Raw genomic sequence first — 19,665 nt, 5'->3', positions numbered from 1 at the left:
GAGCGGGAGCCCTGCGGCTGCGGTCCGCCCCTCGCACCGGCAGAGCCGGACTCACCCCAGCTCCCCCAGCCGCGCCCGGATCTCCTCCGCCAGCGGGCTGCCTCCCGCCTCGTGGATCTCCAGCGCTCGGGTCAGGTCCGCGCGCAGGTGGGTGCGGTCGCCGCCCTCGCGCCGGGCGATGTCCGCCAGCTCCAGGAGGGCCTGCGCCTCGTAGTGGGTCGCGCCCTGCTCGCGCAGGACCCGTACCGCCTCGCGCAGTTCGCGCTCCGCCTCCGCGCGCTGCCCCAGGTGACCGTGGGCCCGGCCGATCGCGTCCGTCGCCCGGGCGGCCATCCGCACATCGGGGTCCGCGAGGCCGAGCAGCGCCTGGTGGGCCTGCCTCAGCGTGTCCAGGGCGAGCGCGGAGTCGCCCACCGCGTCCTGCGCGCAGCCGAGGAAGAAGGTCACGATGGCCGCACCCCGCGCCTGGCCCGCCTCGGCGTTGAGGCGCACGGACTCCTCGTACACCTCGATGGCCCGCGCGGGGTCGGAGCGGTCCCAGTACCGGCCGAGGAACTCCAGGACGGATGCCCGCAGTTGCGTGTGGTCCGCCACCTCCGCGCACGCCTGCGCCGTGTTCAGTTCCGCACGGGCGCGCTCGTACTCACCGAGGTCCATCAGCGGGCGGGACAGGAGGCTGCGCAGGCGGGCCTCGGCGGCCGGTTCCAGCGCGGCCGAGGCAAAGGCCGCGCCGAGCTCCAGCGATTCCTTCCAGTCCGCGACGTACCTGCGGTGCAGGAACAGGACGGTGAATCCCTCCGCCAGCTGCCAGCCCCGCATGCAGAGGCCGTGGTCACCGGCCGCCCGCAGCACGGCCAGGATGTTGGCGCGCTCCGCCTCCAGCCAGTCGAGCGGGTCCGGCGCGTCATCGGCCGCGAACGGGTCCGGGTTGTCGGCGAGCAGCTCGGCCAGGTCCGCGATGCGCAGCCTGTCGAGCCGGACAGCCCGGTCGGCGAACGCCGTCAGGGTTAGGTAGTGCGTCAACACCCGCTCCACCACGGCCAGTTGACTGCCCTGCGGCTCCTCCGACTCCGCTCGCTCCCGCGCGTGCAGCCGTACGAGTTCATGGCAGCGGTAGCGGTCCTCGCCCGCCTCCTCCAGGAGGCTCGCCTCCACGAGTTCGTCGAGCAGCGACCCGGCGGCGACCCGGTCCGTACCGAGGGCGGCGGCGACCGTTCCCGTCTCGAAGGTGCGGCCGGGGATCCAGCTCAGCAGGCGGTAGCAGCGGGCCGCCTCGGGCTCCAGCTGCCGGTAGGACGCGTCGAACACTGCGGACACCGGGTGCTCCCCCCTCAGGGACATCGCGGACAGCCGGCGGTTCTCGTCGGACAGTTCGGCGGCGAGGGCGGCCGTCGTCAGGCGGCGCTGGGTGAGCAGCCGGGCCGCGACCACGTGCAGGGCCACGGGCAGTCCGCCGCACAGCTCGACGAGCCGCTCGGCCGCCGCCCGGTCGGCGTCGACCGCCTCCTGGCCGCAGCGGTCGGCGAGGAGTGCCAGGGCGCTGTGCGTACCGAGCGGCTTCAGGGACATCAACCGGGCGCCGTCCATGGCGAGTTCACCCAGGGACGTACTGCTGGTGACCAGGACCGCGCTGCCCGGGCCGTTCGGTACGAGGGCTCGCACCTGGGCCGGTGCGTCGACGTTGTCCAGGACGAAGAGGAGCCGCCGCCCGCCGGTGCGCTCCCTCAGCAGTCTGGTCTGCTCGGGCAGGGTGCGCGGCAGGTAGTCCTCCTTCACGCCGAGGGAGCGCAGGCACATCCCCAGGGCGGCGGACACGTCCGCGCCGCCCGCCCGGCCGCGCAGCTCGGCGAAGTCGACGTAGACCTGCCCGTCCGGGAAGTATGCGCGCGAGCGGTGCGCGCAGTGGCGGACGGTCGCCTTCTTGCCGACCCCGGGCGGGCCCGCGACCACCAGCACGCCGACGTGGACGGCCTCGCTCGCGCCGGTGGCGAGGATGCCGTCGAGCGCCGAGAGCGTGTCCGTACGGTTGATGAACCGGGTGCGCAGGGCCGGCACCTCGTCGGGGCGGTCCCCGGACGGCAGCTGTCCACGGGCGGCGATCCCCGCGTGACGGCCGGGGGCGGCCCGGCCCTCGGGGGCCGAGCCCGCCGCTCCGGTCAGTTCGGCGAGCAGGATGCGCAGCTCCTGCGCGGCGCCCGGGTCCTCCTCCAGCATCCGCCGCAACCGGCGGCGCAGTTCGCCCTCGACGGCCGCCGCGTCGTCAGCGCCCGCAGCAGCCGTCAACTCGTCCGGGGCATCCGGGAGTTCGTCCTCCGCCGCGCCCGCCCCGCCCCTGCGGGCGAAGAAGCGCGCCACCCGGGCCCGGGCCTGCGTCCAGGACTCCGAGACCATGAGCCCCATCAGCGTGGTCGCCGCCGTTCCCGCGAGCGCCGCCAATTCGGCTTCCACAGAGCCCCCTTTGTGTCGCGCACGCGAACGGTGTCAGCGGATGTTCCGAGGTCACCTCGGCACTGGACAACCCACGGTAGAGAGATCGTCCCGGCTTGGACAGTACGACCTGCGGCGCGGCACCGCGAGATCCGGCCGACCCGCACCACCCGAGCCGCGCGCCCCGCCCCCTCAGTGCCCCAGCCTCGCCAGCGCCGCGTCCGGGTAGCGGCCCCCAGCGACCGCGCCCTCGGGGACGGCACGGGTCAGCCGGGCCACCTGGTCCGGGGTCAGGGTGAGCTCGGCCGACGCCGCGTTCTCCTCGACGTAGCGGCGCTTCTTCGTGCCGGGGATCGGGACGATGTCCTCGCCCTGCGCGAGCAGCCAGGCCAGGGCGGCCTGGCCCGGTGTGCAGCCGAGGTCGGCGGCGACGGCGCGCACCGCGTCCACGAGGGCCAGGTTGTGCCCGATGTTCTCCTCGGCGAAGCGCGGCCAGCGCCTGCGGTTGTCCGCGCCGTCCAGGTCGGCCGTGGAGGTGATGCCGCCGGCGAGCATGCCGCGGCCCAGCGGGCTGTACGCGACCACGCCGATCCCCAGCTCGCGGCACGCGTCCAGCACGGCGCCCTCGACGACGTCCCGGGTGAACAGCGAGTACTCCAACTGCACGGCGGCGATGGGGTGTTCGGCATGCGCCTTGCGCAAGGTGTCGACGCTGATCTCGCTCAGCGCGAGGTGGCCGATCTTGCCCTCGGCGACCAGTTCGGCCATGGCGCCCACCGTCTCCTCGCGGTCGGGCCCCCGGTGCCGAGTTCGCGATACCTCATGTCGCGTTCAGCTCCCCTTCCGTCACTCCCTGAAGTTCCAGCCCCCCGATTCTCCCGTATTCCGCTTCCGTACGGGCGGGAGGAAGCCGGTCGTCCGGCCCTCAGGGGGCTCTTTGTAAGCTCGACAGGGCGCACCCACCCGATGCCGTTCCACGCACGCGCGGCCCCGCGAGAGGAAACACCATGACCACCGAGTTGAGCTCCGACGCCCTGGCCGGGCTGCTCGACCAGGCCCGGCAGGACTACGCGGCGCTTGCGGCCCGCGGCCTCAAGCTCGACCTCACCCGGGGCAAGCCCGCACCCGAGCAGCTCGACCTCTCCGAGGACCTGCTCAGCCTGCCCGGCGGCCGCTACACCTCCGCCGACGGCACGGACGTACGCAACTACGGCGGCCTCCAGGGCCTCATGGAGCTCCGGGAGATCTTCGCCGAGGTGCTCCAGGTGCCGGCCGGGCAGCTGCTCGCCGCGGGCAACTCCAGCCTGGAGCTCATGCACGACTGCCTCGTGCACGCGATGCTGAGCGTCGTCCCCGGCGCCGAGTCCCACTGGGTGGACCAGGAGCGGCTCGCGTTCCTGTGCCCGGTGCCGGGCTACGACCGGCACTTCGCGCTGTGCGAGCGCTTCGGCATCGAGATGATCCCGGTGCCGATGACCGACGCGGGCCCGGACATGGACGTCGTGGAGCGCCTGGTCGCCGAGGACGCGGGCATCAAGGGCATCTGGTGCGTGCCGAAGTACAGCAACCCGAGCGGCGTCAGCTACAGCGACGAGACCGTGGCGCGGCTGGCCCGCATGGAGACCGCGGCCCCCGACTTCCGGATCTTCTGGGACAACGCGTACGCCGCCCACCACCTGACCGACGAGCCCACCGAGATCGCCGACCTGCTCGGCGCCTGCGCGGCGGCCGGTCACGCGGACCGCGCGTTCGTCTTCGGCTCCACCTCGAAGATCACGGCCGCGGGCGCGGGCGTCGCCTTCTTCGGCTCCTCGCCCGCCAACGTGCAGTGGCTGCTCGCCAACAACTCCAAGCGCTCGATCGGCCCCGACAAGATCAACCAGCTGCGCCACGTCCTGTTCCTGCGGGACGCGGACGGCGTCCGTGCCCACATGGAGCGCCAGCGCGCCCTGCTGCAGCCGAAGTTCGAGACCGTCCAGCGGATCCTGGAGAGCGAGCTCGGCGGCACCGGCCTCGCGAGCTGGACGCTCCCCCAGGGCGGCTACTTCGTCACCCTTGAGGTCCCCGAGGGCTGCGCGAAGGAGGTCGTGAAGCGGGCCGGCGAGGCGGGCGTCGTGCTGACCCCGGCCGGTGCGACGCACCCGTACGGCAACGACCCGAAGGACGCCGTCATCCGCATCGCGCCCAGCTACCCGGGCCTGGCGGAGCTGGAGCAGGCGATCCTGGGGCTCACGGCCTGCGTGCGGCTCGTCGGGTACGAGAAGCTCCTGGCGGCCTGACCGCCCCGCGAGAGCCCCGCCCGCAAGGACCCCGGGCCTACGACACGATGTCCTTGCGGGCGAACCCGCGGAAGGCCAGCGCGAACAGTACGAGCGCGTACGCCACCGACACCGCCGAGCCCTTCAGCATGCCGCCCCACTCCAGGTGCGGCTGGAGGGCGTCGGCCCAGGCGAACTGCCAGTGCGCGGGCAGGAAGTCCCGCCAGTCGCCGAGCGCCGTCACCGCGTCCAGGACGTTGCCGACGATGGTCAGGCCCACCGCGCCGCCGACCGCGCCGAGCGGCGCGTCCGTCCTCGTGGAGAGCCAGAACGCGAGCGCCGCCGTGACCAGCTGGGACACGAAGACGAAGGCGACGGCGATCGCGAGCCGGGGTATGGCCTCGCCCGAGCCCAGCGAGCCGCCCGTCGGGATCTGGAGCGGCCCCCAGCCGTACACCGCCGTGCCCGCCGCGAGCGCCACCACGGGCAGCAGCACGATGGCCGCCGCGCTGAAGGCGAGCGCCACCGCCAGCTTCGACCACAGCAGCCGCGCCCGGGGCACCGGCGCCGCGAGCAGATAGCGCAGCGAGGACCAGCTCGCCTCCGAGGCCACCGTGTCGCCGCAGAACAGCGCGACCGGCACCACGAGCAGGAAGCCCGCCGACACGAACAGGCAGGTCGCGGCGAAGTTGGCGCCGGACGCGGTCGCCGTGTCCATCAGCGTGATGCGGCCGTTGCGGCTGCTCGGGCTGCCGCCGATGGCGAAGGCGACGATCAGGACGAACGGCAGCGCGCCGAGCACCGCGCCCATGACCAGGGTGCGCCGGCGCTTGAGCTGCCGTAGGGCCTCGACACGCAGGGGCAGGGTGCGCCGGGCCCGGTAGCCGGGGGCCGTCTCGCCCGACGGGGACTCCATCAGCGTGGTCATGCGGAACCTCCGATCAGGGTGAGGAACGCGTCCTCCAGGCGGCGGTGCGGGCCGACGCCGGTCAACTGCACGTCCAGGCGCAGGAGTTCGGCGATGAGCTCGGTGGCGGTCGCCCCTTCGAGGCGGATCAGGAGGCCCTCGTCGGTGCGCAGCGCCGAGCCGATGCCGGGCAGGGCCGCCACCTTGTCCACGACGGCCTCGGCCACCGATCCGGCCGTCGTGACGAGCAGCGTGTCGCTCGCGCCGGTGATCTCGGCGACGGGGCCCGCCTGGACGAGCCGGCCGCGGTCCATCACCACCAGATGCGTACAGGACTGCTCGACCTCCGACAGGAGGTGGCTGGAGACGATCACGGTGCGGCCGCCCTCCGCGTACCGGATCATCACGTCCCGCATCTCGCGGATCTGGGGCGGGTCGAGCCCGTTGGTCGGCTCGTCGAGGATCAGCAGGTCCGGCATGCCGAGCATGGCCTGCGCGATGGCGAGCCGCTGCCGCATGCCCTGCGAGTACGTGCGGACCGCGCGCTGGAGGGCGTCGCCCAGGCCGGCGATCTCCAGGGCCTCCTCGATGCGGGAATCCTCGGCGGGGCGGCCGGTCGCCGCCCAGTACAGCTCCAGGTTCTCGCGGCCCGACAGGTGCGGCAGGAAGCCCGCGCCCTCGACGAACGCGCCGACCCTGGACAGGACGGGCGAGCCCGGCCGGATGGCATGGCCGAACACCCGGATCTCGCCGCCGTCGGGCCGGATGAGGCCCATGAGCATGCGCAGCGTGGTGGTCTTGCCCGCGCCATTGGGCCCGAGCAGGCCGAGCACCTGCCCCTTCTCCACCCGGAAGGACAGCTCGCGCACCGCGTACCGATCGCTGGACTTGGCGTACTTCTTGGTCAAGTCGGCGATCTGGAGCGGGACTTGGGCCAGCTCCGGGTCGGGCGCGGGGGTGTGGGTGCGCCGGGTGACCAGGAGCGCGCCGCCGATGAGGGCCCCGGCGAGCGGCAGCCCCCACACCCACCAGGACAGGCCCGCGGAGGCGGTGCGCGCGGCGGGCACGGTGGGCACGCTCAGGCCGCCGCCGTCCAGCGAGACGGTGTACGTGGCGGGCGCGGCCGGGGAGGCGAAACCGAGGTCGGTGGCGGCCACGACGAGGCGAAGGCGGTGGCCCGCCTCGACGTTGTGGTCGACGGCGGGCAGCGTCAGCTCGACGGTCTTCCCGCCCTTGGCGCCGTCGACCCGTATCGGGGCGACGAGCTGGGAGGGCAGGACCTGCTGCTTGCCGTCGGGGCCGACGTCGTACACCTTCCCGAAGAGCACGGCGGTGTCGCCGCTCGACTTCACCTTGAGCTCGACGGTCGGCGAGCCGGTGACGTGGACGCCGGTCTTCAGGGGCGCCGAGTCGAACCTGGCGTACTGGCCGGGGAAGTCGAGGGAGAGGCCGACGCCGAGGGAGGACAGGCCGGACAGGCCCGTGCCGAGGCCGGGCACGGCCGAGATCGCGGGCGGTGCGCCGCCCGGCGGGTTGTCGAAGCTCTGCTCGCGGCCGGTCAGCGCGATCGCCTGGCGCCCGCTCTCCAGGCCGGGGTAGCTGCCGCCGCTCGCTCCCCTCAACTGGGCGGCGCCATCGGTGGAGTTGACGCCTCCGGTACGCGTGACGCGGAAGGCGGGCCCGGTGTCGGCGCCCTTGTCGTCCTTCAAGTACCGGTCGAACCACTGGGTGACGCGGGCCTGGGTGCGGCCGGTCTCGCGGTCGCCGCCGTCGTGGCCGCCCGCGATCCAGTCGACGGACACAGGGGCGCCGTTGGCGGCGATCCGCTTTGCCATGGCATCGGCCTGGCCGAGCGGGAACAGCGAGTCGGTCTGGCCCTGCATGATCAGCGCCGGCACCTTGATCCGGTCGCCCACGGCGGACGGGCTCTTGGACTCAAGGAGTTTTTCAGCCTCGTCGTCCGGCTGCCCGGCGGTCGCGACCCGGTCGTACATCGCGCAGATCCGCGGCTCGAACTTCTGGCAGCCGCCGGCCGTGGAGACGAAGATCCCCGCCCAGAGCTTCTTGTAGACGCCGTCGGGGAAGAAGACGTCCGACAGGTTCCAGTACGTCATCTCAGGGGCGATCGCGTCGACCCGCTTGTCGTACCCGGCGGCGAGCAGCGAGATCGCCCCGCCGTACGACACCCCGGTCACGCCCACGCGCGGGTCGCCCGCACCGTCGAGCCGCACCTCGGGCCTCTTGGCCAGCCAGTCGATGAGCCGCGACACGTCCTTGACCTCGAACTGCGGGTCATTGAGCCCGATCTGGCCGCTGGACTTGCCGAAGCCGCGCGCGGACCACGTCATGACCGCGTACCCGTCCCGCGCGAGCTGCTCGGCCTGGCCCTTCACCTCGTCCTTGCTGCCGCCGAAGCCGTGTCCGATCAGCACGGCGGGCCGCTTGTCCTTGGCGCTGCCCGCCGTGAAGAACGAGGTGTCGATCTTCGCTCCGGGCATGTCGAGCACCTGGTCCTCACGGTGCACGGCGGGGGCGCCCGAGGCGCCCGCGGCACTCCAGACGCCGGCCCCGGCGAGCGCGGCCAGGGCGGCCGCCCCCGCGGCCACCCGCCATCGGCGTCTGCGCATGCTGATCTCCATCCCCCAACGGTATGCGCCCGCACCGACAACGGAGCCTGCCGCTGGGTGGAAGTGCCTGCTGTACCCGGGGAGTACGGTCGCACCGTCCCGTACCGCAGCGGGAGTAGTGGGCGCTCCCTGGTCGACGCGCCGGCCGCCGTCGCACGGGCTCAGCCGAACGACGCCCCGCTCAGCCAGCGGTCCAGCACGGCCGCGTCGCCGAGGACCTCGACGGTCGGGGTGTCGGTGGGCAGCCGGCGGTAGAAGACGCGCAGTACGTCGGCGAGCGGGCCGCGCAGCGCCACCGTCGCCTTGTCGTGGGCGCGGCGCCAGGTGAAACCGTCCTCGCCGATCTCGATGAGCCACTCGGCGCCGGGGGCGTCCGTCGCGTGCAGGTGCAGGGACTGGCCGGGCTCGCCGAGCGGGGTCTCGGAGCGCTTGAACGCCCGGGCGAAGTCGATGATGCCGAGCCACTCGTCGAGGGCGTCGGCCGCCACGTCGGCGGGCAGCGTGTACGCCGCGCCCACCGCGCCGGCCGCGTCCGCGCGGTGCACGACGGTCTCGTGGGTCATCCGGCGCGACCAGAAGGAGGCGGGCGTCATGCCCGCCCAGGACCAGACCTCCAGGTCGGGCCCGGCGTCCCGCAGCGCCGCGGCACAGAGCTCGGCGCCCTCGGCCAGCCACGCGTCCAGGGCGGCCGCGTCGTCGCTCTCGGGTCCGCCGCGGCCTGCCACCTGCTCCGGCGAGACGGGCTCGGTGGCCTTGGTGCTCACGATCTGGTGGACCCAGCGGTGCGCTCCGCCCACGTGCCGGGCGAGTTCGCGCAGGGTCCAGTCGGGACAGGTCGGCACCTTCGCCGAGAGGTCCGCGCCGGACAGGTGGGACCTCAACTCAGCGGTCTGACGGACGAGTTCGTCGCAGTACGTCGCATGTTCAAGAGTCATGGACCCACCCTAGGCAATGCCTCAGACCCGGGCGTCCTCGGGGATGCTCACCAGCCAGCGGGTCTCGCGGCGCGGCCGCAGGTACAGCGCCCAGTACAGGGTGGCGACCGCGGTGATGCCGCCGGTCCACAGCAGGTACTGGGTCTCCTGCTGGGTCAGGATGTAGGCGAGTACGGCGATGAGGAGGACCGGCACCGCGGGCCACAGCGGCATCCGCCAGGCCGGGACGTCCTTGTGCGAGCCGCGCCGGCAGAGCAGGGCGGCGACCGCGACCAGCAGGTACATGGCGGTGACGGAGACGCCGGTGACGCCGTAGAGGGTGTCGAGCTTGACGAAGCACAGGGCCGCGCCGGGGACGCCGACCAGGAGGGTGGCCACCCACGGGGAGCCGAACCGGCCGAGCCGCGACAGGCCCCGGTTGACCGGCTCGGGCCAGGCCTTGTCGCGGGCGGAGGCGAACAGGACGCGGGAGTTCTGGATGACCATGACGATGCCCGCGTTGATGATGGCGAGCGCGACGCAGAGGCTGACGAAGGTGCCGACCGCGGAGTTCGACCAGGCGGCGACCATGTCGCTGAGGTTGCCGCTGGTGAGCGCCGCGAGATCGGGGGCGCCCATCGTGATGGCCACAACGGGCACCAGGATCACGGCGGTTGAGATGGCGAGGGTGGCGAGCACGGTGCGGGCGACGTTGCGCCGCGGGTGCTCCAGCTCCTCCGACAGGTACACGGCGGTCGAGAAGCCCTGGGTGATGAAGAGGGCGATGGCGAGTCCGGAGATCACCATCATCGCGGTGACCGTGGACGGCGCACCGCCGTCCGTGGCGACCGAGCCGTGCACGAGGGCCGAGGCGCCGCGCTCGCTGTGGGCGAAGCCGAGTACGGCGACGACTCCGGCCGCGACGACTTCGAGTACGAGGAAGATTCCGGTGATCCAGGCGTTGGCGCGCAGGTCGAGCAGGCCGGCCAGGGTGGCGAGCAGCATGACGCCGGCGCCGGCCAGCGGCGCCGGTATGTGCACGATCGGCGCGAGGTAGTCGGCGGTGCCCATCGCGATGACGGGCGGCACGATCATCACGACGAGCAGCGAGAGGACGAACACCAGCCAGCCGGCGAGCCGCCCCGCCATCGTCGACACCATGGCGTACTCGCCGCCGGCGCTGGGGATGAGGGTGCCCAGTTCCGAGTAGCAGAAGGCGACGCCGATACAGAGCAGCGAGCCGATCGCGATGGTGAGCGCGGTGTAGGTGCCGAGGGTGGCGAAGAGGTCGGGCACGACGACGAACAGGGTGGAGGCGGGCGTCACGCAGGACAGCGTGAGGAGGGTGCCGCCCACGACGCCGATGGAACGCTTGAGCTTCTGCGGGGTGGGGCCGGTCGCGGGGGCGAGCGCCTGGGGGGCGCTGAGCGTTTCCGTCATCGTGCGGTTCCGATCGACTGGTGCGGTTCCGATGCGCGGGAGCGGTATCGCCTCCAGAGGCGGGGTGGTGAAAGTGGTTCGGTGGCTCCCGGGTGGACGTCATGGAATCCTTCGCAGAACCGCAGGTCAATAGCGGGTTACCTGCGGAATCCGAAGATCCGTCCCGCCTGAACGCCGGTTTTCGGCGTCAAGAACGCGTCAAGGCATGAAGTTCGGCCGGTACGGGAACCGCAGCGCGCGGGCCGAAGTTCGTCGGCAACTTTCCGCGGTACGGACGCGTACGGACCGGTACGGGCGCGTACTGACGCGTACGGACGCTCCGGTTGCCGCTCGACCGGCCGGGTACGGCGACGGCCGCCGCCCGCACCCCTTTCTTCAGGGGGCGGGCGGCGGCCGTGGCGGATCAGGCGGTCAGTGGTTCCGCGGGAAGCCCAGGTCCACGCCCGACGGGCCGTCGGCCGGGTCCGGCCAGCGGGTTGTGACGACCTTGCCCCGGGTGTAGAAGTGCGTGCCGTCGTTGCCGTAGATGTGGTGGTCGCCGAAGAGCGAGTCCTTCCAGCCGCCGAAGGAGTGGTAGCCCACCGGCACCGGGATCGGCACGTTCACGCCGACCATGCCGGCCTCGACCTCCAGCTGGAAGCGGCGGGCCGCGCCGCCGTCCCGGGTGAAGATCGCGGTGCCGTTGCCGAACGGGGAGGCGTTGATCAGCGCCAGGCCCTCCTCGTACGTCTCGGCGCGCAGCACGCACAGGACCGGGCCGAAGATCTCGTCCCGGTAGGCGTCGGCCGAGGTGGGCACGTGGTCCAGGAGGGACAGGCCGATCCAGTGACCGTTCTCGAAGCCCTCGACGGTGTAGCCGGTGCCGTCCAGGACGATCTCGGAGCCCTGGGCGGCCGCGCCCGCGACGTACGACGCGACCTTGTCGCGATGGGCCGCGGTGATCAGCGGGCCCATCTCGGACGCCGGGTCGTTGCCGGGGCCGATCTTGATCTTCTCGGCCCGCTCGCGGATCTTCTCCACCAGTTCGTCGCCGATCGCGCCGACGGCGACCACCGCGGAGATCGCCATGCAGCGCTCGCCCGCCGAGCCGTACGCGGCCGAGACGGCGGCGTCGGCCGCCGCGTCCAGGTCGGCGTCCGGAAGGACCAGCATGTGGTTCTTGGCGCCGCCGAGCGCCTGCACCCGCTTGCCGTTCGCGGAGGCGGTGGTGTGGATGTAGCGGGCGATCGGGGTCGAGCCGACGAAGGAGATCGCGGCCACGTCCGGGTGGGCGAGCAGCGCGTCGACGGCCACCTTGTCGCCGTGCAGGACGTTGAAGACGCCGTCGGGCAGGCCCGCCTCGGCGAGCAGTTCGGCGATCTTCATCGACGCCGACGGGTCCTTCTCCGAGGGCTTCAGGATGAACGTGTTGCCGCACGCGATGGCGAGCGGGAACATCCACATCGGCACCATCGCCGGGAAGTTGAACGGCGTGATGCCCGCGACGACGCCCAGCGGCTGGCGGATGGAGGCCACGTCGACCCGGCTGGAGACCTGCGTGGACAGCTCGCCCTTGAGCTGCGTGGTGATGCCGCAGGCCAGGTCCACGATCTCCAGACCGCGGGCGACCTCGCCGAGCGCGTCCGAGTGCACCTTGCCGTGCTCGGCGGTGATCAGCTCGGCGATGGCGTCCCGGTTCGCGTCGAGCAGCGCCCGGAACTTGAAGAGGACGGTGGTGCGCTGGGCCAGCGAGGACGTGCCCCAGGTGGCGTACGCCGTCTTGGCGGTGGCCACGGCCTGGTCCACCTCCTCCACCGACGCGAAGGCGACCTGCGTGGTGACCGCGCCGGTCGCCGGGTCGGTCACCGGGCCGAAGCTGCCCGACGTGCCCTCGACTGTCTTGCCACCGATCCAGTGGTGGACGGTCTTCGTCATGTCCAAGTGCTCCTTCACAGATGGCGGCGTCGGGCGGTGACGTGCCGTTCGTACTCCTCGCGGGCCGTGACCGCCGACGTGCGGGTCGCGGTCTCGGCCACGGGCACATCCCACCACGCCTGGGCCGGGGGCGGGCCCGACACTGTGTCGGGCGTTTCGGTCTCCACGTAGACACATGTGGGGACGTCCGAGCGGCGCGCCTGCGCGAGGGCTTCCCGCAGGTCACGCACCGTTTCGGCGCGCAGCACCCGCATCCCGAGCGAGGCCGCGTTGGCCGCCAGGTCGACCGGCAGCGGAGCACCGCCGTACGTCCCGTCCGGCGCGCGGAACCGGTACGCCGTGCCGAACCGCTCACCCCCCACCGCATCCGAGAGCCCGCCGATCGAGGCGTACCCATGGTTTTGGAGGATCACCACCTTGATGGGGATGTTCTCCTGCACGGCGGTGACGATTTCGGTCGGATTCATCAGGTACGTACCGTCGCCGACCAGGGCCCACACCGGCCGCCCGGGCGCCGCGAGGGCGACTCCGATGGCGGCGGGGATCTCGTAGCCCATGCAGGAGTAGCCGTATTCGACGTGGTACTGGTCGCGCGAGCGGGTCCGCCACAGCTTGTGGAGGTCGCCGGGGAGCGAGCCCGCCGCGTTGATCAGGATGTCGTCCCCGGTGACCAACGTGTCGAGTACGCCGAGGACTTGGGCCTGGGTGGGGCGCGCGTCGTCGGACGCGGGCGTGTAGGCGGCGTCCACCCGCGCCTCCCACGCCGCCTTCAGCCGCGCGCACTCGGCCTCGTACGCCGCCGGTACTTGGTACCCCTTCAGCGCCTCGTGCAGGGCGGCCAGGCCCGTGCGGGCGTCCCCGACCAGTTGCCGGCCGCCCATCTTGAGCGCGTCGGCGGAGCGGACGTTCAGGTTGACGAAGCGGACGTCCGGGTTCTGGAAGAGGGTGGCGGAGGCGGTCGTGAAGTCGGTCCAGCGGGTGCCGACGCCGAGCACCACGTCGGCGGTGCGGGCCAGTTCGTCGGCGGCGGCCGTGCCGGTGTGGCCGATGCCGCCGACGTCGCGGGGGTGGTCGTGGAGCAGCGCGCCCTTGCCCGCCTGGGTGCTCGCGACCGGGATGCCGGTGTCCTCGGCGAACGCGCCGAGCACGTCCTGCGCCAGGGCGTGCCGCACCCCGCCCCCGGCGACGATCAGCGGCCGCCGGGCCTGCCCCAACTCGCGTACCGCTCCTGCCAGTTCATCGGGGTCGACGGCCGGGGCCCGCACCTGCCAGACCCGCTCCCGGAAGAACTCCTCCGGCCAGTCGTACGCCTGCGCCTGGACGTCCTGCGGCAGTGCGAGCGTGACGGCGCCGGTGTTCGCGGGGTCGGTCAGGACGCCCATCGCGTTCAGGGCGGCCGGGATCAGCGCCTCGGGGCGGGTGACGCGGTCGAAGTAGCGGGAGACCGGGCGCAGGCAGTCGTTGACCGACACGTCGCCCGCGTACGGGACTTCGAGCTGTTGAAGGACCGGATCGGCGGGGCGGCCGGCGAAGGTGTCGCCGGGCAGGAGCAGCACCGGGAGGTGGTTGATGGTGGCCAGGGCCGCGCCCGTGACCAGGTTGGTGGCGCCGGGGCCGATGGAGGTGGTCACGGCGTGCGCGGAGAGCCGGCCGGACTGGCGGGCGTGGCCGACGGCGGCGTGCACCATGGCCTGCTCGTTGCGGCCCTGATGGAAGGGCATCGTGTCAGGCCCGGATTCGAGGAGCGCCTGCCCGATCCCGGCGACGTTGCCGTGCCCGAAGATGCCCCAAGTGGCGGCGATCAGACGGTGGTTGACGCCGTCGCGGGCGGTGTACTGGCGGGCCAGGAAGGCGATCAGCGCCTGTGCGGTGGTGAGGCGGCGCGTCGTACCGGTCACTGGTATCCCTCCACGTGGTCGGGGTGGAAGGAGATCTTCCACTCCCGTTCCTGCCCCGGGCCCGCCATCACGTTCAGGTAGTACATGGCGTTGCCGGGCTGGGCGATGGACGGCCCGTGCCAGCCGTCCGGCACGAGCACGGCGTCACCGGTGCGCACCTCGGCGAGGAGGTCGGCGCCGCCGTCGCGGGACGGCGAGATCCGCTGGTAGCCGTAGCCGCCGGGGCGCTCGAACGCGAAGTAGTAGATCTCCTCCAGCTCGCTCTCCCGGCCGGGCAGGTGCTCGTCGTGCTTGTGCGGCGGGTACGAGGACCAGTTGCCGCCGGGTGTGATCACCTCCACGGCGATGAGCCGGTCGCAGGCGAAGGCGTCCGCCGAGGCGAAGTTGCGGACCGTACGGGAACAGTTTCCGGAGCCCCTCGCTTCGACGGGTACCTCCGGCGCGGGGCCGCGGCGAGCGGGGAGTCGTCGCTCGCACCGCGCTCCTGCCAGGGCGAAACGGCCTCCCGCGCCGGAGGTGATCTGGGTGTGCGCGTCACGCGGCACATAGGCGAAGTCGGTCGGTCCTTCGAACACGCCCTTGCGGCCGAGCAGTTCGAGGGCCTGTCCGTCGGTGCGCACCGTACAGCCGCCGTCGAGCGGCACCACGAGCCACTCGCTGTCCCCGGAGTCAAGGCGGTGCGAGCCGCCCGGCGGCAGGTCGAGCACGCGCAGGGAGGAATACCTCCACCCCGCCCGCTCGGGGTCGATGTCTACGGCATACGCATCGCGGGCCGCGTCCCCGGCCCGTACGAGCAGTCCTTGGTGATCCATGTCCGACTCCTACCCCCTACAGCAGCCCGACGGCGGTATCGACGGCCGCCGCCACATCGCCGTCGGCCGGATAGAGCAGCGAGCGCCCTGCGACCAGGCCCTGCACGGTGGGCAGGTGCAGCGCCCCGCGCCACTTCTCGAAGGCCGCGTCCTGGTCGTCCCCTATGTCGCCGCCGAGCAGCACCGCGGGCAGCGTGCTGGCGGCCATGACCTCGGCCATGTCGTCCGGGTTCTCGGTGACGGGCACCTTCAGCCAGGTGTACGCGGAGGTGCCGGCGAGGCCCGAGGCGATGGCGATGGACCGGGTGACGGCCTCGGCGGAGAGGTCGTTGCGAATCCGTCCTCCTCGGCGATGGCAGATGAACGGCTCGACGAATACCGGGAGTCGGCGCTCGGCCATCTCGTCGACGGCGCGGGCCGCCGCGTGCAGCGTGTCGAGCGAACCGGCGTCCTCGTAGTCGATCCTGAGCAGGAGTTTTCCCGCGTCGAAGCCGAGCCGGTCGAGGTCCTGGGCGCGGTGGCCGGTGAAGCGGTCGTCGAGTTCGAAGGCGGCTCCGGCGAGGCCGCCGCGGTTCATGGAGCCGATGACGACCTTGTCCTCCAGGGCGCCGAGCAGCAGCAGGTCCTCCAGGACGTCGGCGCCGGCGAGCACGCCGTCGACGCCGGGCCGCGAGAGCGCGAGCCGGAGCCGGTCGAGCAGGTCGCCCCGGTCGGCCATGGCGAGCCCGTTGGCGCCGACGCCGAGCGCGCCCCGGGCCGGATGGTCGGCGGCGATCACCATCAGCCGCCCGCCGTCGCCGCGGAGCAGCGGTCTGCGCACCCGGCGGGCGGCGGCCTCGGCGACGGCTTCGGGGTGGCGGGCCCGCAGCCGGGCGAGCCCGCCGGGTCCGAGTTCGGCGCTCACGCCCGGCCGCCTTCCAGGACGCGCTCGACCTCGGCGGGGTACGGCATCGCGGAGGAGCAGGCGAGCCGGGAGGCGACGATGGCCCCGGCGGCGTTGGCGTACCGCATGACGCGTTCGAGGGGCCACCCCGCGAGCAGCCCGTGACAGAGCGCCCCGCCGAACGCGTCGCCCGCGCCGAGCCCGTTGACCACGTCGACCGGCACCGGCGGCACCTCGGCGACCGTGCCGTCGCGGTGCACGGCGAGCACGCCCTTGGGGCCCTGCTTGACGACGGCGAGCTCGACCCCCGCGGCGAGGAGTGCCTCGGCGGCGGCCCGGGGTTCGCGCGTCCCCGTCGCGACCTCGCACTCGTCGAGGTTGCCCACGGCGACGGTGGCGTGAGCGAGGGCAGCGCGATAATGGATCCGGGCCTCCTCGGGATCGGCCCAGAACATGGGCCGCCAGTCGAGGTCGAAGACGGTGGCCACCTTCTCGGGGGCGCCCCGCGCCCCCAGCGCGGCCAGCGTCGCGCTCCGGCTGGGCTCGGCGCACAGCCCCGTCCCCGTCACCCAGAAGATCCGCGCCGCCCGGATCGCCGCGAGGTCCAACTCGCCCTCCCGCAGCTCCAGATCGGGGGCCTTGGGCAGCCGGTAGAAGTACAGCGGGAAGTCGTCCGGCGGGAACACCTCGCAGAACGTGACGGGCGTGGGCAGCCCGTCCACGGGGGTGACCCAGCGCGCGTCCACCCCGAACTCGCCCAGTTCCGTACGGAGATACTCGCCGAAGGGGTCGCGCCCGGTGCGGGTGACGACGGCGGTGCGGCAGCCGAGCCTGGCCGCGGCGACCGCCACGTTGGAGGGCGAGCCGCCGAGGAACTTGCCGAACGAGCTGACCTTCGCCAGCGACACGCCGGTCTGCAAGGGGTAGAGGTCGACTCCGATCCGGCCCATGGTGATCAGGTCGTACGCAGGGTCGCGCTCACTGCCGTTCTCGGTGCCGTACGGAGCCTCGTCCATGCACGTCCCCTCGGGTCGCCGGGTCGCCGGTGCACCCAGGTCTAGTCGTCGTTCGCCACCCCTGTCAATCTTTTGTCCTTACATTCGGACGTAGCCTTGACACTCCTCCCGCGGCCCCGGAAGGCTGGCCCCCATGACGACGGCGAAGACCCGCATCCGGATCGGTTCGGCCCCCGACTCCTGGGGCGTCTGGTTTCCCGACGACCCTCGCCAAGTCCCCTGGCAGCGCTTCCTCGACGAGGTCGCGGGCGCGGGCTACCGGTGGATCGAACTCGGACCGTACGGCTATCTCCCCACCGACCCGGCGCGCCTCGCCGAGGAGACCGCCGTACGCGATCTACGGGTCTCGGCCGGGACCGTCTTCACGGGGCTGCACCACGGCCCGACGGTGTGGGAGAAGACCTGGGCGCACGTCGCGGACGTGGCCGCGCTCGCGCAGGCCGCCGGCGCCGGGCACCTCGTGGTCATCCCGTCCTTCTGGCGCGACGACAAGAGCGGCGAGGTCCTGGAGGACAGCACGCTGACCGCCGCGCAGTGGCGCGATCTCGCCGGCCAGACCGAGCGGCTCGCCCGCGAGGTGCGGGACCGCTACGGCCTGCGCGTCGTCGTGCACCCGCACGCCGACACCCACATCGACAGCGAGGAGAACGTGGCCCGCTTCCTGCACGCCACCGACTCCGACCTGGTCTCGCTGTGCCTGGACACCGGGCACTACGCGTACTGCGGCGGCGACAGCGTCAAGCTGATCGAGACGTACGGGGAGCGGATCGGCTACCTCCATCTCAAGCAGGTCGATCCGGAGGTCCTTGCCCAAGTCCGCGCCGAGGGAACGCCGTTCGGGCCCGCCGTCGCGCGGGGCGTGATGTGCGAGCCCCCGCACGGCGTGCCCGCGCTCGAACCGGTCCTGGCCGCCGCCCAGAATCTGGACGTCGACCTGTTCGCGATCGTCGAGCAGGACATGTACCCCTGCGACCCGGACAAGCCCCTGCCGATCGCCGAGCGCACCCGCGCCTTCCTCCGCTCGTGCGGGGCCTGACATGACCCTGGGCATCGCCGTCATCGGCACCGGCCGGATGGGCGCCGACCATGTGCGCCGGATCGACTCCGTCATCGGCGGCGCCCGCGTGGCCGCCGTCGCCGACCTGGACCTGGAGCGCGCGAGCGCGGTGGCCGCGGGCATCGAGGGGTGCGGCGTCCACACCGACCCGGCCGCCGCGATGGCCGCGCCCGGCGTGGACGCCGTCCTCATCGCCTCCTCGGGCCCGGCCCACGAAGCGGCCCTGCTCGAAGCCTTCGCGCGCGGCCTGCCGGTCCTGTGCGAGAAGCCCCTGACCCCCGACCCGGCCGGCACCCTGCGCGTCATGGAGGCGGAACAGCGCCTCGGCCACCGCCTGGTCACGGTGGGCTTCATGCGCCGCCACGACCGCGAGTATCGCGACCTCCAACTCACCCTGAAACACGGCGAGTTGGGCCGCCCCCTGATGCTGCACTGTCGCCACCGCAACGCGGCATCGCCCTCCTTCTTCACCACCGAGATGCTGATCCGCGACTCGGTGGTGCACGAGGCGGACGCCACCCGCTGGCTGCTCGGCCAGGAGATCACCGCCGTACAGGTCCTGCGCCCCCGCCCCACCTCGTACGCGCCTCAGGGCCTCGGCGATCCGCAACTGGTCCTGTTCGAGACGTCCGGCGGCGTGGTCGTGGACGTCGAGATCTTCGTCAACTGCGGCTTCGGGTACGAGGTGCGGTGCGAGGCGGTCTGCGAGCGCGGCACCGCCTCGATCGGCGAGAGCGGCGGGCTCGTCACGCGGGCGGCGATTGGGGCCTCCCCTGGTCGAGCGAAGTCGAGACCTTGGGGAAGGGCGGGCCACGACATTCCACAGGACTTCACGGTCCGGTTCGCCGAGGCGTACGACCGCGAGGTGCAGGCCTGGGTGGACGCGACGGGGCAGGGCCGCACCGAGGGCGCGAGCACCTGGGACGGCTACGCGGCGGCGCTGGTCTGCGAGGCGGGGGTGCGGGCGCAGCAGTCGGGAGAGCGGGTACGCGTGGAGCTGCCGGACCGCCCGCCCCTGTACAAGTAGCGGCCGCTTCTTGAGGCTGTTCACCCATTCGCCCCAACAGCCCTTGTTCATCACATGCGTTACAAGCATCCGGCTCCCGTCACACATGTCTCGATTACGCGGGTCTTGCGTCACAGGCGGTCGACAGGGGCTAATCCGGCCTCACTCTCCGTCGTTCAACGGGCACAGGCTGAGTGATCGCCAAGCGTTCACGTCGCAGCTCCCCCGACGGCCTTCCGGCCGCCGCTGCGGCGCACGCAGGGAGGTGCCCCACATGACCGACCGAAGGCTCTGGTCCTACAAAGAGATCGCCGCGCACATCCGGGTGCAGCCGGACACGGTGCGCTCCTACCGCAAACACGGACTCCTGCCGGCGCCGGACCTCGTGGAGAACGGCAAGCCGTACTGGTTCGCGGACACGATCCGGGCGTGGGTCGCCCAGCGGCCCGGCAACAGAGGCCGCCGCACGAAGTGACCCGGGCGCACCGTGGCAGGCGGTTCCGTCG

General features: G+C 72.6%; 15 protein-coding genes. 4 read left to right on the top strand and 11 right to left on the bottom strand.

Translation table 11 applies throughout. The annotated features are described in order from the left end of the window. Positions 1-51 precede the first annotated feature (51 nt). Both ADK54_RS21760 and ADK54_RS21755 read right to left on the bottom strand, forming a co-directional pair. Positions 52-2,448 (bottom strand): ATP-binding protein, encoded by a 2,397-nt coding sequence (locus ADK54_RS21760; RefSeq protein WP_053727349.1) that lies wholly within the window; start codon positions 2,446-2,448, stop codon positions 52-54. A gap of 171 nt (positions 2,449-2,619) precedes the next feature. Continuing rightward, complete coding sequence (locus tag ADK54_RS21755; RefSeq protein WP_267887027.1) at positions 2,620-3,204, bottom strand: aldo/keto reductase; 585 nt, start codon at positions 3,202-3,204, stop codon at positions 2,620-2,622. Positions 3,205-3,434: 230 nt separating this feature from the next. Here ADK54_RS21755 and ADK54_RS21750 point away from each other — a divergent pair, with 230 nt between their 5' ends. Beyond that, positions 3,435-4,706 carry an aminotransferase class I/II-fold pyridoxal phosphate-dependent enzyme gene (locus ADK54_RS21750; protein WP_053727348.1) on the top strand — a complete coding sequence of 424 codons (1,272 nt, stop codon included), beginning with the start codon at positions 3,435-3,437 and terminating at the stop codon, positions 4,704-4,706. 37 nt (positions 4,707-4,743) lie between these two features. On the opposite strand, the gene ADK54_RS21745 is transcribed toward ADK54_RS21750, so the two are convergent. From ADK54_RS21745 to iolC, 9 genes are all read right to left on the bottom strand, one after another. After that, positions 4,744-5,613 (bottom strand): ABC transporter permease, encoded by an 870-nt coding sequence (locus ADK54_RS21745; RefSeq protein ID WP_053727347.1) that lies wholly within the window; start codon positions 5,611-5,613, stop codon positions 4,744-4,746. Next, positions 5,610-8,219 carry an alpha/beta fold hydrolase gene (locus tag ADK54_RS21740; RefSeq protein ID WP_053727346.1) on the bottom strand — a complete coding sequence of 870 codons (2,610 nt, stop codon included), beginning with the start codon at positions 8,217-8,219 and terminating at the stop codon, positions 5,610-5,612. Before ADK54_RS21740 ends, ADK54_RS21745 begins: the two co-directional genes overlap by 4 nt. 161 nt (positions 8,220-8,380) lie before the next feature. After that, the gene (locus ADK54_RS21735; RefSeq protein WP_053727345.1) at positions 8,381-9,154 is read right to left on the bottom strand and encodes a maleylpyruvate isomerase family mycothiol-dependent enzyme; all 774 of its coding nucleotides are present in this window, start codon (positions 9,152-9,154) and stop codon (positions 8,381-8,383) included. Between the two features lie 21 nt (positions 9,155-9,175). Beyond that, positions 9,176-10,573 carry an APC family permease gene (locus tag ADK54_RS21730; RefSeq protein ID WP_053727344.1) on the bottom strand — a complete coding sequence of 466 codons (1,398 nt, stop codon included), beginning with the start codon at positions 10,571-10,573 and terminating at the stop codon, positions 9,176-9,178. Positions 10,574-10,984: 411 nt separating this feature from the next. After that, on the bottom strand, positions 10,985-12,487 hold the full coding sequence (gene mmsA, locus ADK54_RS21725; RefSeq protein ID WP_053727343.1) for a CoA-acylating methylmalonate-semialdehyde dehydrogenase: 1,503 nt from the start codon (positions 12,485-12,487) through the stop codon (positions 10,985-10,987). 14 nt (positions 12,488-12,501) lie between these two features. Beyond that, on the bottom strand, positions 12,502-14,427 hold the full coding sequence (gene iolD, locus ADK54_RS21720) for a 3D-(3,5/4)-trihydroxycyclohexane-1,2-dione acylhydrolase (decyclizing) (protein ID WP_053727342.1): 1,926 nt from the start codon (positions 14,425-14,427) through the stop codon (positions 12,502-12,504). Beyond that, on the bottom strand, positions 14,382-15,197 hold the full coding sequence (iolB, locus tag ADK54_RS21715) for a 5-deoxy-glucuronate isomerase (protein ID WP_053727341.1): 816 nt from the start codon (positions 15,195-15,197) through the stop codon (positions 14,382-14,384). The genes iolD and iolB overlap by 46 nt, the downstream gene beginning before the upstream one ends. A 16-nt stretch (positions 15,198-15,213) precedes the next feature. Next, complete coding sequence (locus ADK54_RS21710; protein WP_053727340.1) at positions 15,214-16,101, bottom strand: Cgl0159 family (beta/alpha)8-fold protein; 888 nt, start codon at positions 16,099-16,101, stop codon at positions 15,214-15,216. After that, positions 16,098-17,096, bottom strand: coding sequence for a 5-dehydro-2-deoxygluconokinase (gene iolC / locus ADK54_RS21705; RefSeq protein ID WP_053727339.1), 999 nt, complete (start codon positions 17,094-17,096; stop codon positions 16,098-16,100). The genes ADK54_RS21710 and iolC overlap by 4 nt, the downstream gene beginning before the upstream one ends. Before the next feature lie 133 nt (positions 17,097-17,229). On the opposite strand from iolC, the gene ADK54_RS21700 reads away from it, so the two are divergent. The 3 genes from ADK54_RS21700 to ADK54_RS21690 all read left to right on the top strand — a co-directional run bounded on the left by ADK54_RS21700 (position 17,230) and on the right by ADK54_RS21690 (position 19,634). Next, complete coding sequence (locus tag ADK54_RS21700; RefSeq protein WP_053727338.1) at positions 17,230-18,132, top strand: sugar phosphate isomerase/epimerase family protein; 903 nt, start codon at positions 17,230-17,232, stop codon at positions 18,130-18,132. Between the two features lies 1 nt (position 18,133). Then, positions 18,134-19,180, top strand: a complete 1,047-nt coding sequence (locus ADK54_RS21695) for a Gfo/Idh/MocA family protein (RefSeq protein ID WP_053727337.1) — start codon at positions 18,134-18,136, stop codon at positions 19,178-19,180. A gap of 253 nt (positions 19,181-19,433) precedes the next feature. Further along, entirely contained in the window at positions 19,434-19,634 is a 201-nt protein-coding gene (locus ADK54_RS21690) for a helix-turn-helix transcriptional regulator (protein ID WP_053727336.1), read from the top strand. The last annotated feature ends 31 nt before the right edge of the window (positions 19,635-19,665 follow it).

Origin of the sequence: Streptomyces sp. WM6378 (assembly GCF_001279695.1) — a bacterium.
Taxonomy (GTDB): domain Bacteria; phylum Actinomycetota; class Actinomycetes; order Streptomycetales; family Streptomycetaceae; genus Streptomyces.
The sequence above is the reverse complement of the archived record's forward strand: the minus strand, read 5'-3'. Positions and strand labels throughout refer to the sequence as shown.